Raw genomic sequence first — 14,715 nt, 5'->3', positions numbered from 1 at the left:
CTAAACAATATCTACTAAACGCAAATTACAACAAACGCAGTAGCATAATCTTGATCATCACTTAGAGAAAGGTGTATCTTGTAGTCTTTTGAGATGAAATCCTTTGTGATAGCAAGATGTGGTTTTCCCCTGATATTACTGTATATTTCTATATCTTTCATTATAATTCCCTGGCTGAATCCAGTGCCTAGCGCTTTAACAAAAGCTTCCTTTGCAGCAAAGCGTTTAGCAAAATATTTTGCCCTTACTTCTTGGCTATTATATTTTTTGCTTATCTCTATCTCCTTCTTAGTATAGACTTTATTGAGAAATTTTTCCCCGTATTTTTGTGATATTCTCAATATTCTGGGTATATATACTATGTCAGTGCCAATACCGTATATCATTTTGCGCTAAAACGATTTATTGCTTCTTCAACTTGTATTTCCTCTACCTCGCCAGTTGCTCTATTTTTTACTTCAACTATATTTGAAGTTACTGCTTTCTTTCCAATAATTATTTGCCACGGCAAGCCTATCAGATCCATTCTGGCAAATTTCACTCCTACACTTTCGTCCGTATCATCATAAAGCACTTCATCGCTTTTCAAAGCTTTGTATATTTTATCTGCAGCCTCCGTTACTTTCGTTTGTAAATTGATCAAACCAACTTTAAAAGGAGCTACTGCCTCTGGCCAGATAATTCCTTTATCATCATGGAAAGCTTCTATTATTGCGCCAACAAGCCTTGAAACTCCAATACCATACGAACCCATATGCATATTAACATTTTTTCCATCTTGAGAAGTAACACTTGCCTTCATAGGCTTCGAATATTTATCACCAAAATAAAAAATGTGCCCTATTTCAATACCTTTACTAACATTTAACTGTTCTTGCGGTATAGGACAAATTTTAGGGTCATGCATATCGTCTGCAACTGCATATATGCTCTTCAGACTTTCAATATCTTCACTCTCTAGTAGTTCAGAAAATTTATTGTCATAATATAAGGTGCTCTCACCGGTGTTTGCCAATATATGAAATTCATGACTTAAACTTCCTCCAATTGGCCCCGTATCAGCTCGAACTCCAATTGGAGTAAGTCCCATGCGTTTGAAGATTTTTATGTAAGTTTTATACATCAAATTATATGCATTCAATGCACCTTCGTAATCTACATCAAAACTGTATGCATCCTTCATCAGAAATTCCCTGCCTCTCATAACGCCATAACGAGGTCTTACTTCGTCACGAAACTTCCACTGAATTTGATATAAACAAAGTGGCAAATCTTTGTAGCTTTTTACCGTATTTCTAATCAAATCAGTTACCACCTCCTCATGTGTTGGACCAAAAAGCATATCGCTTTCATGCCTATCTTTAATACGCAGCATTTCTTTGCCGTAATCATCGTAACGTCCTGACTCTCGCCAAAGACTTGCTGGCTGCACACAAGGCATCAACACTTCAATAGCACCAATTTCATCTCTGATAATATTTTCAATATTTTTAAGTACCAAAAGGCCAAGCGGTAACCAAGAATAAATTCCAGATGCTGTCTGCTTGATTAAGCCCGCACGTAACAAATATTGATGAGAAATAATTTCAGCACCAGCAGGGGTTTCTTTTAAAGTTGGCAGGTAATATTGAGATAAGCGCATTTGATAAATCTGATTGTACTAAGTAATCTTAATACAATCAGACCTGTAGGTAAACTTATTTTAGGAAAGGAAAGTTGTAGTGTTTTCCTTCTATTTGTTTAAACCTTAGAGATTCTTAATCTTTTCTCCTCAAAAGAAACAATAGATGAATTTTGCACCTCATACCAAAATCCATTACTGACCGAACAAATAAGAAACATTACAAACTCGTTTAATAGTAGTACTGGAAATATTGACAATAAAATTACACAAAACATCTTCAAGTAAACCTATGGTATCGTAGATACTATTGCGTAAAGTATTGTATTTGATATATTGCCACAACCTTTCAACAGGATTCAGTTCCGGTGAATAAGGAGGCAAGTATATGATGGTAATGTTTTCCTGAATTTTCAAACTTTTTGATCTATGCCAACTTGCACAATCCATTACAAGAAAGGCTTCTTTCGTGCCTAAATCTTTCGACATCTGCTCCAGAAATATATTCATACAATCAGTGTTTACATATGGAGCAAGTAGGCTAATTTTCTTACCACTTCTTGGATTTACCGCACTGTAGATATAGAAATTTTGTCTACCAATTTTCATTTTAACCTGTGTTCTGACCCCTTTTTTAAACCATCCGTGTCCGATTTTTGAATGAGTTCCAAATCGTGATTCATCAAAAAAATACCTCCTTTTCAGGGTGGGAATTGACTATTTTATTGAAGTATTTTTTAAACTCTTCTTGCTTGTTTTTATCTTGTTTATGGTGAATTGGCCTCGGTGTTATGTAAGAAAACTTCATCCTTTGTATCTCACGGTGCACTGTTGATTTGCTAATGTTTAGGCCAAATTCCTCTGAGATTTTTATTTGCACTTCCTTAATAGTAATATTTGGATTTCTTTCTACCCATATTTCAATTTGCTCACGTTGATTTTTGTTTAATTTGCTTTTTCTTCGCCGCTGAGACGGGGAAAATAATCTTTCTACTCTACCAAATTTTAGATGCTTTATCCATTCAGTCAAAGCAGTCCTTGAAATTTTACATATTCTTGCCACAGCGCTTATACTACTTTCTTTTCCTGCTATCACCGCTTGTAACTTTTTTGAAACATATGCGTTATTTCTGACCTTTTTTAACATTTCTTTCGCCAAATTTACAACTTTTTCGTCTAATAGTTTTGACCTTAATGCCATTTATACCTCTCTATTTTATCTACTTTAGTATCACTTCTTTCCCATTATTGTCTATCTGTTCTTTATATAGTGGGAATTGGTATCATTACTCACTTGGTTTGCACCACTTCCTTTTGTTGCAGAAGGAGAAGCACCTTTCTCCTTTTTCTCCTGTCTCATCTCTTGTCTTGTCTTATCAAGGTTGATGTAAGGTATAGAATGTGGTTCTGTTTCCCAATCTTCATCATCAGATACATTACCACTATTGCTCAATAAACTATTACTAGGGCTATTTAGTAGTGAAAGTGTACTTACATTTTTGGATAATACTGTTGCTACATCTAGCCGTTGTACGGGGTTCTTTAGCTCTTTATTGGACGTGTTATTTGGTTCTATAAGTGATCCTTCCAAACTACAAAGAGAATCGTCTCGTTCCTCTAAGGAATCTGATTGTTCATCTTGATAATCTATTCCCTTTCTTCGTTCTAGAATTGTTTCTCTCAAATTATCGGTTTGTTGCCTACCCTCGCTATTGCTTGGCTCTTTGTCAGTTTTTTGACTTTCAACTTTCCTTATTGGACCTGTAGTAGTATCACTATTGCTATGTTCAAGCTTTTTTGCCTCCTGTAAACCACTATTTTGTGGTTGATTTTGATTTAGCGTTTGTACGTCGCTCTCTTGCTTTCCATCTTCAGGAAGATAATGTTTCTGTTTATCTGGAACTTTTTTCAAAGTAGTACCTTTGCTAATCTCTGAAAATAGATTGCTTAGAGCATCTACTGGAGTACCAGATTGTTTTTGCTGCACATCTTTTTGATTAGCATCACTAGGGCTATTTTTTCTTATTACCCTTTGTGCTGTAGATAGATCGTTTGATTTCACAGGTGGCGGAGGTGGTGGTGGCGGTGCACTGAGTGTTCCAGATATTTCTAGAGATGGTATAGGAGTATTGCTATGTCCGAAGCTTTCTGCTTCTTGTGATTGTTTTCTATTAGGACCTATTTTTTTCTCACTGTTTAACGCAAAAACACATGAATTGATAAGATATGCAGCTGAACTCAACATAACCAATGCAGAAACAGAAGCAATAACTGCAAAAAATACTGGTACTGCAACACCACTTAATACCGCTGAAATCATAAAATACGTGCATACTCCAGCTACAGCACCGGATGTACACAATAACAAAATAGCAATTGAATATTTTAAGCCAGTTGCCTTTTTTTGTTCTGCTAAAGATGATTTTTGATTTTTACTTTCACATTTCATTTCTCCTGGCTTATCCTTATCAAACTGTACACCACTATGTTGTTCAGTCATAGGTTTTTGCGGCACACCCTGTCCAGTATTGATTTCACATCTTTCTTCAAGGGTGTTTTGCCCTTCTAGGGGTTTATTATTCTCTTCCAACTCTGACGATAGATTATAACTATTAGATAGATCTGGTATTGTTTTAGTTCTCTTGCTATCTTCTGAATTACTGAAAGGTTTGTTACTACTACCATTATCTTGTTGAGGACTCAAAACTCTAGGAAATATAGGCTTGGGAGTTGAGCTTCTATTTTTCTCACTCTGTCTAATATTGCTTCCTTCATCTGCAGTTTTGCTATCCACATTATTTTTTTCTTGCATTTTCTTAAATAGTGGATTTTTTGCAAAATTAAGAGATGATTGTTGAACAGGACTCTTAGATTGACCTTTTTTTAGTTCAGTGCGACTGCTAATTCCTGATGTAGCCACATTAGAAGGTTTTTTACTATTACCATTATCCTGTGGAGGTGTCCAATTCTTTAAACCTCCGGGTGGTAAAGGAGGAGGAGGTGGTGGTGGCGGAACTGATGCAGGTATGTTATTATTAGATGAATCAGTAGTAGGCATTTCTCTTCCTTATTATTAATATAATACTAATAATAATTAAATTATTAGTACTTGTCAATAATTTATGAGTAAATTAATATTAAGATAATAAAATAAAAAGGAAAGAGAGAGGAGCAGTCTTCTAAGAAGAAATAGAAGTTGTCTTAAACCTCAAGTCATCACTTTGTTACTACAGCACATCATCGATGTTTTGGTATAGAGTAATCAGAATCATAAAAATAGCTTAGTGTTAGCTATTTTTATGATAACCTCTCTTAAACAATTGATATTTTACAGTGTTTTTGGTAAAATAATAGCTTAAGGCTTAGAATAAAAGTTTATGAGTGAAGCACAAGGTCCAAATATTGCAGAATGGCAGGCACAGCAGCAACACCAGGAAGCCGCTAGTGAAAAAAGTGGTTTCGGTCTTGGTCATAGCGACTCTGTTTCAACAATTGTGGATGGAATGAAGTGGATGTTCAACTTTCATGAAGGAGCAATTGCTGCTTATAATAATGTGTTTGAAGGTTTGGTCAGTGGTAGCAGTCTAGTAACGTTATTTGGGAAATCAGGTAATATGTTTGGCATAAAATTTCTTGAAAGCCTTGCTGAATATTTTTCAGGTGGTGGTGGAGAAGATATGCCATCAGAAGGAATGGGTATGGACTACGGTGATGAGGGGTATCATTCGGATAATGATTATCCCCACTCTAACAATGAAATAGCTCAAAGTGCCGATGGTTTGCATGATATGCATGATGCAGGTGATCATCATGGCCAATCTTTTTCACCTGGTCCTTCACCATCTGTTGGTGATGATCATGAGCTTGGTTACTAAATAACTAAGAAGATTTTATTGTAGTTAGTATCTTGGTGAAAAAAGTTTCAGTTTTAGGATCAACAGGAAGCATTGGAAAAAAGACTGTAGATTTGCTCTCAAAGAGAAAGGAAGAATATCAGGTGGAAGCACTAAGTGCCAATTCTAACTTTGCTCTGCTAGCACAACAGGCAAATCTACTTAATGCAAAATATGCTGCCATTTCTGATGAAAGGTTCTACAAAGATTTAAAAGAAGATCTACTTGGTACAAACGTCAAAGTAGAAGTTGGCGCTCCAGGTTTAGCAAATGTTGCTTCTCTACCTGTTGATCTCTCAGTTGTTGCAATAGTTGGCATCGCAGGCCTTGATCCAGTTATAAAGGTTATAGAAAGCGGTACTAAAGTTATTGCCCTAGCAAATAAAGAAAGCATTGTTTGTGGTGGCAAGTTACTGCTTGAAAAAGCTAAAGAAAGGAGCATACAAATAATTCCCATCGACTCTGAACACAACGCAATTTTTCAAGTTTTGCAAAATGATGATAAATGTGTAGAAAAGATTATACTCACTGCCTCTGGTGGACCATTTTTAAATTATAGCCTTGAACAATTAAAAAATATTACAGTAAATCAGGCACTAAGTCACCCTACTTGGAAAATGGGAAAGAAAATCTCAGTTGATAGTGCAACAATGATGAATAAAGCACTAGAAATAATAGAAGCACATCATTTGTTTAAAATTAGCCCAAATAGAATTGAAGCAGTAGTGCACCCTGAATCGATAGTACATGGAATTGTAGTTTATCACGATGGATTCAGCTTTGCTGTGCTTGCAGAAACTGATATGGAAATTCCCATTGCATATGCTTTGTCTTGGCCAGAAAGATCAACTTTGAATTACAAGTTAGACTTAACAAAACAAAAAAAATTGACCTTTCAAGAACCAGATCATAAACGTTTTCCTGCACTAAAGCTCAGTATGGAAGTGTTAAATTCCTCTTCTCCACATACAAATAGTATTGTTTTGAACGCTGCAAATGAGGTAGCTGTTAATGAATTCTTGAAATCACGAATCGGTTTTTTAGAAATATTAGAGGTGGTAAAATCAACAATAGAAAATTTTGACAAGTACGCTGATATTAACTCATTATCTGACATAATAAATGTCGATTTTGAAAGCCGTATTCTTGCCAATGAAATCATAAAAAGTAAAGGTATCCGTTCAGCAGAGTGGTAAAATAAGGTAGACGAGAAAAGACAACTAAATGGTCAAGTAGCCCCATTTCATACTCCTGTCATCCTAGTAGCTGACACTGGGATACAGAAAAGCAGCTAGTTTCAGCTACTCGAATGACAAGACTAGAAAGAAATGGGTGTCATCCCAGTCTGTCATCCAGTCTTTTAGTCATCAAACATTGTAAAGTATTTACCAAATTAGCTGGATTCCAGCATCAAGTGCTGGAATGACACCTTATCTAAACAGATACATCACTAGTACGTTTGTCCACAATAACTTGAGAGAAGTTTAATATCATTAATAACTGTATTTGCTCTATACAGATAACCGCATCCTATTGCAAAGAACAGCAATGAAACTGCAGCAAGCGGAACTGGGTTGTCAACTACGAAACATAGACCAACAGCAAGTACTCCAGATAACAAAAAAGCACAAGCATACTTAGTTTGTTTCCTTTTTTGAGCAACTTCTTCTACCTTTATGAACTCTGGTTCTATTATTTCCTTAACATATTCTTATATGTTAAAACAAGTCTTTATAAATGTCACGAAATGGCGGTATAAAGACACGCAGAGAGGAGGAACCGTACATATTCTTGGTCATAAGGACCGTTTTGCAGCAAGGTTCTCCTCTCTGGTTTATTATACTGAAAGTTCCGAACAACTGGTTGAGCTTTTAGGCTCGTATATAAGGGTGGAAAATGCAGTATACAGATTATTTATGGAGGAATTATGAATTTATCAAATATTATTACTGGCATTGATATTAGCAAAAATAAACTAGACATCCACATTCATCCACTTGGACATCATAAAGTATTTGAAAATAACGTTCAAGCTATTGATCAAATACTTGACTTTTTGCGTTTACATAACGTAACCAAAGTTGGACTTGAAGCAACGGGTGGATACGAAAAATTATGTGCTTATACTTTATTAAGACATGGTTTTGAAGTATATGTCATTCAACCAAGATGGGTAAGAGACTATGCAAAAAGCCTTGGTATTGCTACTAAAACTGATAAAATAGACTGTAGCATCATCTCACGTTATGTTAGTAATACAGACATGCGTGTCACTCCTTTAAAAGTTACTAGTATTGACTGTTTGAAGCAAAAATTATCTCGCAGGAATCAACTAGTAGAAATAGCAAAAATACAAAAAACCCAAGCTCATCAAGTAACCGATTTATCTATAATCAAACAAATGGAAGAGCTACTTGCAGTTTTACAAAATCAAATTCAAGTCTTAGAAGATGAGATAATGGAATTAGTCGATAAAAATCAAGAGCTTAAAAAAAAGTATATGTCAATAACTAGTATACCTGGTGTAGGTGCAATAACAGCTATTACTTTTATTTGTTATCTACCCGAGCTTGGAACTCTCCAACATAAAGAAATATCCAGCCTTTCCGGAGTTGCACCTTTTAATCGAGATAGTGGTTTTAGTAAGGGAAAAAGGTGTATTCAGGGTGGTAGATCACAAATTAGAAAGGTTTTACATATGTGCATTCTTAGTGCGCAAAGGTACAATTCTTATATAAAAATCTTCTTTGATAAGCTATACAATCAATATAAAAAACCATATAAAGTTGCTTCTACTGCTGCAATGAGAAAATTACTTATCCTTGCTAACTCTTTAGTAAGAGACGGTAGACTGTTTACTGAGAAGTATAGCCCTAAAACTGCTTCTATATAGTAATAGCATAGCTGTGAATAAGTACGCCCACACAAATTTTAAGTACTTATTCACAGCTACATCAATTTTTCTATTGACTTTTAACACAACTGCTGCAATACAATCTCTTGGATTTTTGTTTTCATAGTTTTTAATATTAGTTTTGATCTTTGGATGTGTAAGTAATATTTTTACCATGTCTACATTTCCCAACTTGCAAGCAATGTGTAGAGCTGTATTTTTTTCCTTCTTGCCGGTCTTAATTTCATCCTCTGCACGAGCATAATTTTGAGGTATAAATCCTTCATTAACAGGTTGTGAATTGTCAAGGTATACACAACCCCCTCTACCCTGATCTACTACTTCTCTCCCCTCAAATTCGTACACTGGATAACCATCATGTTCCTTTGGTCTTCTCTCAATAACAGCTTGCTTGCTTTTAATATTTATATCAATGTTTTCATGCTGTACAAGCAACTTAGCCATACTCTTTAACTTAGACTGCTCTTCATCACTACTAGAGCTAAAAGCTAGGGGGATGGACATCAAAGGTGTCATCCCATCCTCAAAAGCGTTAACATTCGCTCCTTCTTTCAATGCTTGTTGAAAATGATTCCAAGCTTCCTCAGGTGTTATTCTTTCACCACTAGCATTTTGTAATTCAATAGCTTTAAACAACTTTCTTGTTGCTTCACTTGTGCTAAACATTTTAACCCCCTATCACAACAAACTTGATAAAATTATACATATAAAAAATTAAAATATCAACTATTAAGCTAATGATCCAGAATATACTCCTTCGTTAAAGGAGACTGAGCATTTTCAAATATTTCTTTAGTACTTCCGAATTCAACAATCTTGCCATTGCAAAAGAAAACTATGCTGTCAGATAATTTTTTAGCTTGCTTCATCGAATGAGTTACCATAATTATGGTGAACCTCAATTTCAATTCTTGTATAAGATTTTCGATTGCATTGGTTGCCATTGGATCAAGAGCAGAGCATGGTTCATCCATTAATAAAATAGTTGGCTTTACTGCAATTGCACGAGCAATGCATAATCTTTGTTGCTGGCCACCAGATAAATTTAGTGCACTATCTTGCAATCTATCTTTCAACTCTTCCCATAAACTAACCTTAGTTAAACTACTTTCTACTATTTCATCTAATTTTTGCTTATTTTTCACCATGCCATGCAATTTAGGCCCATAAGCAACATTATCATATATTGATTTTGGAAAAGGGTTGGGTTTTTGAAATACCATACCAACTTTTGCTCTGAGCAATACAACATCCATATCACGTGAATATATATTACCCAGCCCATCGATTACCAGTTCACCAGTCGCTCTACATCCAGGTACGTAATCATTCATACGATTAAAACAACGCAAAAATGTCGATTTACCACACCCAGACGGTCCGATAAAAGTTGTGACTTTCTTTTTGCAAATATTCAAATTTATGTCGAATAAAACTTGCTTAGAGCCATACCAAAGATTTAAATTTTTAACGAAAGCGTATTTATCATTCATACTAAATCCTGCATTGAATAAAGTCCCGGTATTTCCTTTTTATTCTTGCATAGCCATATTGCTGCTTGAATAGCCCCTCTAGCAAACGTTGTGCGGTCAATTGCCTTGTGATTTAATTCTACTCGTTCATCGGAATTGACAAACATGACACTGTGATCTCCTATTACTCCACCTCCACGAGATACTGCAAAGCCTATTCTTCCTTTCCCTCTTATATTTGAATTATTATGTGAATATTGATTGAGCTCAAAATCCACTTTTGCAGCGTTAGCAACTGCTTTACCAAACTCTATAGCTGTTCCAGATGGTGAATCCTTTTTTAAATTGTGATGCATTTCCCAAATTTCAACGTCATACTCATTACCTAAAAGCTTGGCAGCTTCTTTTACCAATTTCATCAACACATTAACTCCTATACTCATATTTGCTGACCATAATATTGGAACTTTAGCAGCATATTCTTTTAAATTTAGACCTTCTATTCCAGTTGTGCCACTAACTAGCGGTTTTTTAAATTTCACGGCCGCCTTAAGGCAGTCTAGCATACATTCTTTAGTTGTAAAATCTATTACAACATCGGACGATTCAAATACCTCACTAATAGAACTTGTAACTTTGATTCCTAAATTGCAATTATTGCCTACAATAGGACCAATATCTAAGCCTATATACTCACTGTCCAAGCGAGCAACAGCACCTGCTATTTCCACTTTGGTATTCGTAATTAATTCATTGAGTATTTTCTTACCCATTCTGCCTAAGCAGCCTATTACTCCAACTTTGATTTTCATAAAGCTTATATTAGGCCTTTTTTCGAGCTTTGTCATCCTTATAAGCTTAGCATATTTAGCCTTACACTGATAAAACTATAGCTATACATCGATGAATCTATTGAAAATTGATACGAGGAAGATACAAATTGTAATTAGTCAATTTTCTCCTATGGAGAAAACTTATAAAGAAAAAAAAGAGCACAGAGGTGCTCTTTTGTGAAGACTAATTAATAATAACCGTTGCCTACTTTGCTTATGGATTAAAGATATAATATTTTTTTGTCACTACTGCTTCAGTTGTTTGGCGTGGTTGTGTAATTCCATCATCTTCTGCATCGAAGAATTTTTCATCTTCCTCTTCCAAACAGGCAGATGAGCTTGCTTTCGTTTCCGGAAGTTGCTCTTCCATTTCTCGTTTTTCTTCTAATACACGATCATGTGCCTCTGAAGGAGGTACTAGCCTTACTCTTTTTGAACCTGATCTTTCTGTATCAGATAAATCTTTAGATATTTGAGTTATGATAACAACAGCTCCGCTTAGGCCTAACATGCTTTTCATTTCTTCTAGTTCACTACATGGAGTAATACAATCATGCGGCATTATTGAGCATACATTAAAACTTGAATAAAACGGATTACTGCCAAGAACTCGGCCTAGAGTTACTTTGAACACGCTTTTGGCACATTCGATATATGCAGAATATTCTGATAAATTTTCCTTAATATTCTCAATACTATCACAAACAACTTTTGATATGTCATTTGCCCTCACATGTAGCACCAGGTATCTATCGTTACCTTTTCTCATAATATCACAAACACCAGGTTTATCTTGATCTTGTAATAGGGTATGCACTCTATTATCAAATGAATTACCTGCTCGACTTTCTAATTCACTTATTCGACTCACCTTGTCATTAGGGTGATGATTTTTCCAACCTAATTTTCCTAAAATCCATGAAATTGCTGTATGATCAGCAATCCATTTAAAAAAGTTTTTTATTTTTTTTAACATATTTTACTCCTTGAATTAATAATTTAATTATTAAGTATAAAATTTAATTAGTCAATTTTCTCCTATGGAGAAAACTTATAAAGAAAAAAAGAGCACCAAAGGAGGTGCTCTTTTTAACAGTTTGCTATAGTTATACCAATTCCCACTATATAAAGAACAGATAGACAATAATGGGAAAGAAGTGATACTAAAGTAGATAAAATAGAGAGGTATAAATGGCATTAAGGTCAAAACTATTAGACGAAAAAGTTGTAAATTTGGCGAAAGAAATGTTAAAAAAGGTCAGAAATAACGCATATGTTTCAAAAAAGTTACAAGCGGTGATAGCAGGAAAAGAAAGTAGTATAAGCGCTGTGGCAAGAATATGTAAAATTTCAAGGACTGCTTTGACTGAATGGATAAAGCATCTAAAATTTGGTAGAGTAGAAAGATTATTTTCCCCGTCTCAGCGGCGAAGAAAAAGCAAATTAAACAAAAATCAACGTGAGCAAATTGAAATATGGGTAGAAAGAAATCCAAATATTACTATTAAGGAAGTGCAAATAAAAATCTCAGAGGAATTTGGCCTAAACATTAGCAAATCAACAGTGCACCGTGAGATACAAAGGATGAAGTTTTCTTACATAACACCGAGGCCAATTCACCATAAACAAGATAAAAACAAGCAAGAAGAGTTTAAAAAATACTTCAATAAAATAGTCAATTCCCACCCTGAAAAGGAGGTATTTTTTTGATGAATCACGATTTGGAACTCATTCAAAAATCGGACACGGATGGTTTAAAAAAGGGGTCAGAACACAGGTTAAAATGAAAATTGGTAGACAAAATTTCTATATCTACAGTGCGGTAAATCCAAGAAGTGGTAAGAAAATTAGCCTACTTGCTCCATATGTAAACACTGATTGTATGAATATATTTCTGGAGCAGATGTCGAAAGATTTAGGCACGAAAGAAGCCTTTCTTGTAATGGATTGTGCAAGTTGGCATAGATCAAAAAGTTTGAAAATTCAGGAAAACATTACCATCATATACTTGCCTCCTTATTCACCGGAACTGAATCCTGTTGAAAGGTTGTGGCAATATATCAAATACAATACTTTACGCAATAGTATCTACGATACCATAGGTTTACTTGAAGATGTTTTGTGTAATTTTATTGTCAATATTTCCAGTACTACTATTAAACGAGTTTGTAATGTTTCTTATTTGTTCGGTCAGTAATGGATTTTGGTATTACTGTGCATTAAGAGATTGATTATTATCAGTAGCGTGTTGTTTTACTTCTAGATCAATAATTTTTGAACTTAATAAAAGACTTGTCATTTCTTCTGGTTTATTATCACCATAAACTTTGTTGCCATTTAGGGTACCAACTGAATTAATAGATAGACATATATTACCATCTTCCATTTTCGTTTTCGAGTCGTAACGACCTGTAATATACAATGATTCATCATTAAAATCTAAACGAAACTCACCATCAATTACATTACCATCTTGATCTTTATTTTTTAGAAATATTATATCTTGCGGCATAACCAACCCTACTTTACCGTTGCTCAAATTTTTAACAGTTAACATTATCTTTTTATTAGGATCAATTACTCGGTTTACCTTATTACCAGACCACCAATTTTTAATGCTGTTCCAGCCTGATGCAATTTTTCCTGCAATTGACTGAAAAAAGTTTTTTATTTTTTTTAACATATTTTACTCCTTAAGTTAATAATAATTTAATTATTACATAAAAAATATAATATGTCAATTATTTCATAAAATAATATAAAATATTAGCACTTGCTCGCAATTTTCAACAATTTAATAGCACTGGTGTTTACAACTTCTCCGCCAACGCGCTTAGTGACAAAAAATTTAACATAAGGTTTGTTTGTATAAGGGTCTCTCAATATTCTCATTCCTCTGTTATCTACGATCTTATAAGCTTGTTTGAAATCCGCTACTGCAATCATTGTAGGTGGCATATCAGCAGATTGATATACTGGTATTCCCATCAAAGTATCTGGTGTTTCAAGCGATAAACTCGGCTGCCAAAGATACTGACCTGTTTCAGATTTTAGTAGCCTCACGTCCTTTAACGTACTCCTGTTCATCAAAAATGATGCATTTTTAGAGTAATGTTCATTTAGAGAGTAGTACAATATCATTATGGCGTCGCTGTCTAGCTTATCAGCTTTAATTTGCTCTATCTTATTATGACCATTTCCATTTTCGTAAGTTAAAATTCCTTTAGGCTGAAAAGTGCCATCACCTTTAATAAAGGCTTCATTCTCCTTCTTACTGAAAGTTTCGGCAACCTTTTCTACAAGCCAATTTTCAACATTGACAAATGCATCATCGAGCAATTTTTGTGATATTTGCGGCTGAGCATAGAGCTCATAAGTTGTGATGGAAATCTTTTGAATTTTAGGTGTACTTGTGTCTTGTGCAAAATCATACTTGGATTTATAGCCACCATCTTCGTCGTCTACTACTTCACCACTCCAACCTGCACCAGCACGGTCACAATCTTCTATAATATAATCCAATGTTTCAGTGGAGATTCTTTGACTAGAACATATCTGCCGCATTGGAGATGAATCAGCTATACGCTTGTTTATCCGTTTTACAATGTGAGGAGTAACTAAATACCCTCCAATATCATTGTCATCTCCACTTAGGGTTTTGTGTGATAACCTGTTTTCCATTCCTTTGCGAATATAATCAGAAAAATATTTATCACCTGTATTAAAATCTGTGCTAATCTCTGGGCGTTGAGCTGAAGTTTCAATAAAATCTAAGCGCTCTTTGCAATTATCAATATTACTATTTATCTTGCATAGCTGCTCAGGCCCTTTGCTTTCGATTTCTTTTAGTTTGCGATCATTTATTAATTTAAATTGCTCCCATGATGAAGCGAGTTCATTAACACGGTGAGCGATATCAGTAAGTGACATAATAGCCTCCTTTAAAAATAAAATTAGAATAGTTATTGTAATTTGAAGGTAA

Annotated in this window: 15 protein-coding genes; 4 read left to right on the top strand and 11 right to left on the bottom strand. The window is 34.7% G+C overall.

The window, feature by feature from the left end; translation table 11 throughout:
• Window positions 1–14 precede the first annotated feature (14 nt).
• The 4 genes from ABWU24_RS01045 to ABWU24_RS01030 form a co-directional block, all read right to left on the bottom strand.
• The gene (locus tag ABWU24_RS01045) at window positions 15–386 is read right to left on the bottom strand and encodes a holo-[acyl-carrier-protein] synthase (RefSeq protein ID WP_015587654.1); all 372 of its coding nucleotides are present in this window, start codon (window positions 384–386) and stop codon (window positions 15–17) included.
• Entirely contained in the window at window positions 383–1,642 is a 1,260-nt protein-coding gene (gene proS / locus ABWU24_RS01040; protein WP_015587655.1) for a proline--tRNA ligase, read from the bottom strand. Before proS ends, ABWU24_RS01045 begins: the two co-directional genes overlap by 4 nt.
• Window positions 1,643–1,816: 174 nt before the next feature.
• Window positions 1,817–2,822 (bottom strand): IS630 family transposase gene (locus ABWU24_RS01035; protein WP_353274215.1). Its coding sequence is split into 2 segments (ribosomal slippage): window positions 1,817–2,311 and window positions 2,313–2,822, totalling 1,005 coding nucleotides; the frame shifts between segments, so codons are not numbered across the junction.
• A gap of 51 nt (window positions 2,823–2,873) precedes the next feature.
• On the bottom strand, window positions 2,874–4,679 hold the full coding sequence (locus ABWU24_RS01030; protein ID WP_353274298.1) for a hypothetical protein: 1,806 nt from the start codon (window positions 4,677–4,679) through the stop codon (window positions 2,874–2,876).
• A gap of 319 nt (window positions 4,680–4,998) precedes the next feature.
• On the opposite strand from ABWU24_RS01030, the gene ABWU24_RS01025 reads away from it, so the two are divergent.
• The 3 genes from ABWU24_RS01025 (at window position 4,999) to ABWU24_RS01015 (ending at window position 8,407) form a co-directional block, all read left to right on the top strand.
• The gene (locus tag ABWU24_RS01025) at window positions 4,999–5,496 is read left to right on the top strand and encodes a hypothetical protein (RefSeq protein ID WP_341815883.1); all 498 of its coding nucleotides are present in this window, start codon (window positions 4,999–5,001) and stop codon (window positions 5,494–5,496) included.
• 35 nt (window positions 5,497–5,531) lie between these two features.
• Window positions 5,532–6,710, top strand: a complete 1,179-nt coding sequence (gene dxr / locus ABWU24_RS01020) for a 1-deoxy-D-xylulose-5-phosphate reductoisomerase (protein ID WP_341815884.1) — start codon at window positions 5,532–5,534, stop codon at window positions 6,708–6,710.
• Between the two features lie 731 nt (window positions 6,711–7,441).
• Complete coding sequence (locus ABWU24_RS01015; RefSeq protein ID WP_341815666.1) at window positions 7,442–8,407, top strand: IS110 family transposase; 966 nt, start codon at window positions 7,442–7,444, stop codon at window positions 8,405–8,407.
• On the opposite strand, the gene ABWU24_RS01010 is transcribed toward ABWU24_RS01015, so the two are convergent.
• From ABWU24_RS01010 to ABWU24_RS00990, 5 genes are all read right to left on the bottom strand, one after another.
• Window positions 8,348–9,094 (bottom strand): ankyrin repeat domain-containing protein, encoded by a 747-nt coding sequence (locus tag ABWU24_RS01010; protein WP_341815885.1) that lies wholly within the window; start codon window positions 9,092–9,094, stop codon window positions 8,348–8,350. The genes ABWU24_RS01015 and ABWU24_RS01010 overlap by 60 nt on opposite strands.
• Window positions 9,095–9,162: 68 nt before the next feature.
• The gene (pstB, locus tag ABWU24_RS01005; protein ID WP_006013910.1) at window positions 9,163–9,921 is read right to left on the bottom strand and encodes a phosphate ABC transporter ATP-binding protein PstB; all 759 of its coding nucleotides are present in this window, start codon (window positions 9,919–9,921) and stop codon (window positions 9,163–9,165) included.
• The gene (dapB, locus tag ABWU24_RS01000) at window positions 9,918–10,712 is read right to left on the bottom strand and encodes a 4-hydroxy-tetrahydrodipicolinate reductase (RefSeq protein ID WP_015587661.1); all 795 of its coding nucleotides are present in this window, start codon (window positions 10,710–10,712) and stop codon (window positions 9,918–9,920) included. The genes pstB and dapB overlap by 4 nt, the downstream gene beginning before the upstream one ends.
• Window positions 10,713–10,947: 235 nt before the next feature.
• Entirely contained in the window at window positions 10,948–11,709 is a 762-nt protein-coding gene (locus ABWU24_RS00995) for a hypothetical protein (RefSeq protein ID WP_015587662.1), read from the bottom strand.
• Window positions 11,710–11,784: 75 nt separating this feature from the next.
• On the bottom strand, window positions 11,785–11,931 hold the full coding sequence (locus ABWU24_RS00990) for a hypothetical protein (RefSeq protein ID WP_353274296.1): 147 nt from the start codon (window positions 11,929–11,931) through the stop codon (window positions 11,785–11,787).
• On the opposite strand from ABWU24_RS00990, the gene ABWU24_RS00985 reads away from it, so the two are divergent.
• Window positions 11,925–12,930 (top strand): IS630 family transposase gene (locus ABWU24_RS00985; protein ID WP_353274215.1). Its coding sequence is split into 2 segments (ribosomal slippage): window positions 11,925–12,434 and window positions 12,436–12,930, totalling 1,005 coding nucleotides; the frame shifts between segments, so codons are not numbered across the junction. The genes ABWU24_RS00990 and ABWU24_RS00985 overlap by 7 nt on opposite strands.
• A gap of 12 nt (window positions 12,931–12,942) precedes the next feature.
• On the opposite strand, the gene ABWU24_RS00980 is transcribed toward ABWU24_RS00985, so the two are convergent.
• Both ABWU24_RS00980 and ABWU24_RS00975 read right to left on the bottom strand, forming a co-directional pair.
• The gene (locus ABWU24_RS00980) at window positions 12,943–13,416 is read right to left on the bottom strand and encodes a hypothetical protein (protein ID WP_015587663.1); all 474 of its coding nucleotides are present in this window, start codon (window positions 13,414–13,416) and stop codon (window positions 12,943–12,945) included.
• An 83-nt stretch (window positions 13,417–13,499) separates the two neighbouring features.
• Window positions 13,500–14,663 carry a phage major capsid protein gene (locus tag ABWU24_RS00975; protein ID WP_341815886.1) on the bottom strand — a complete coding sequence of 388 codons (1,164 nt, stop codon included), beginning with the start codon at window positions 14,661–14,663 and terminating at the stop codon, window positions 13,500–13,502.
• Window positions 14,664–14,715: the final 52 nt, after the last annotated feature.

The sequence above is a fragment of the Wolbachia endosymbiont (group B) of Hofmannophila pseudospretella genome, assembly GCF_964028515.1.
Classification (GTDB): Bacteria; Pseudomonadota; Alphaproteobacteria; order Rickettsiales; family Anaplasmataceae; genus Wolbachia.
This window is presented reverse-complemented; position numbering and strand designations above follow the sequence as displayed.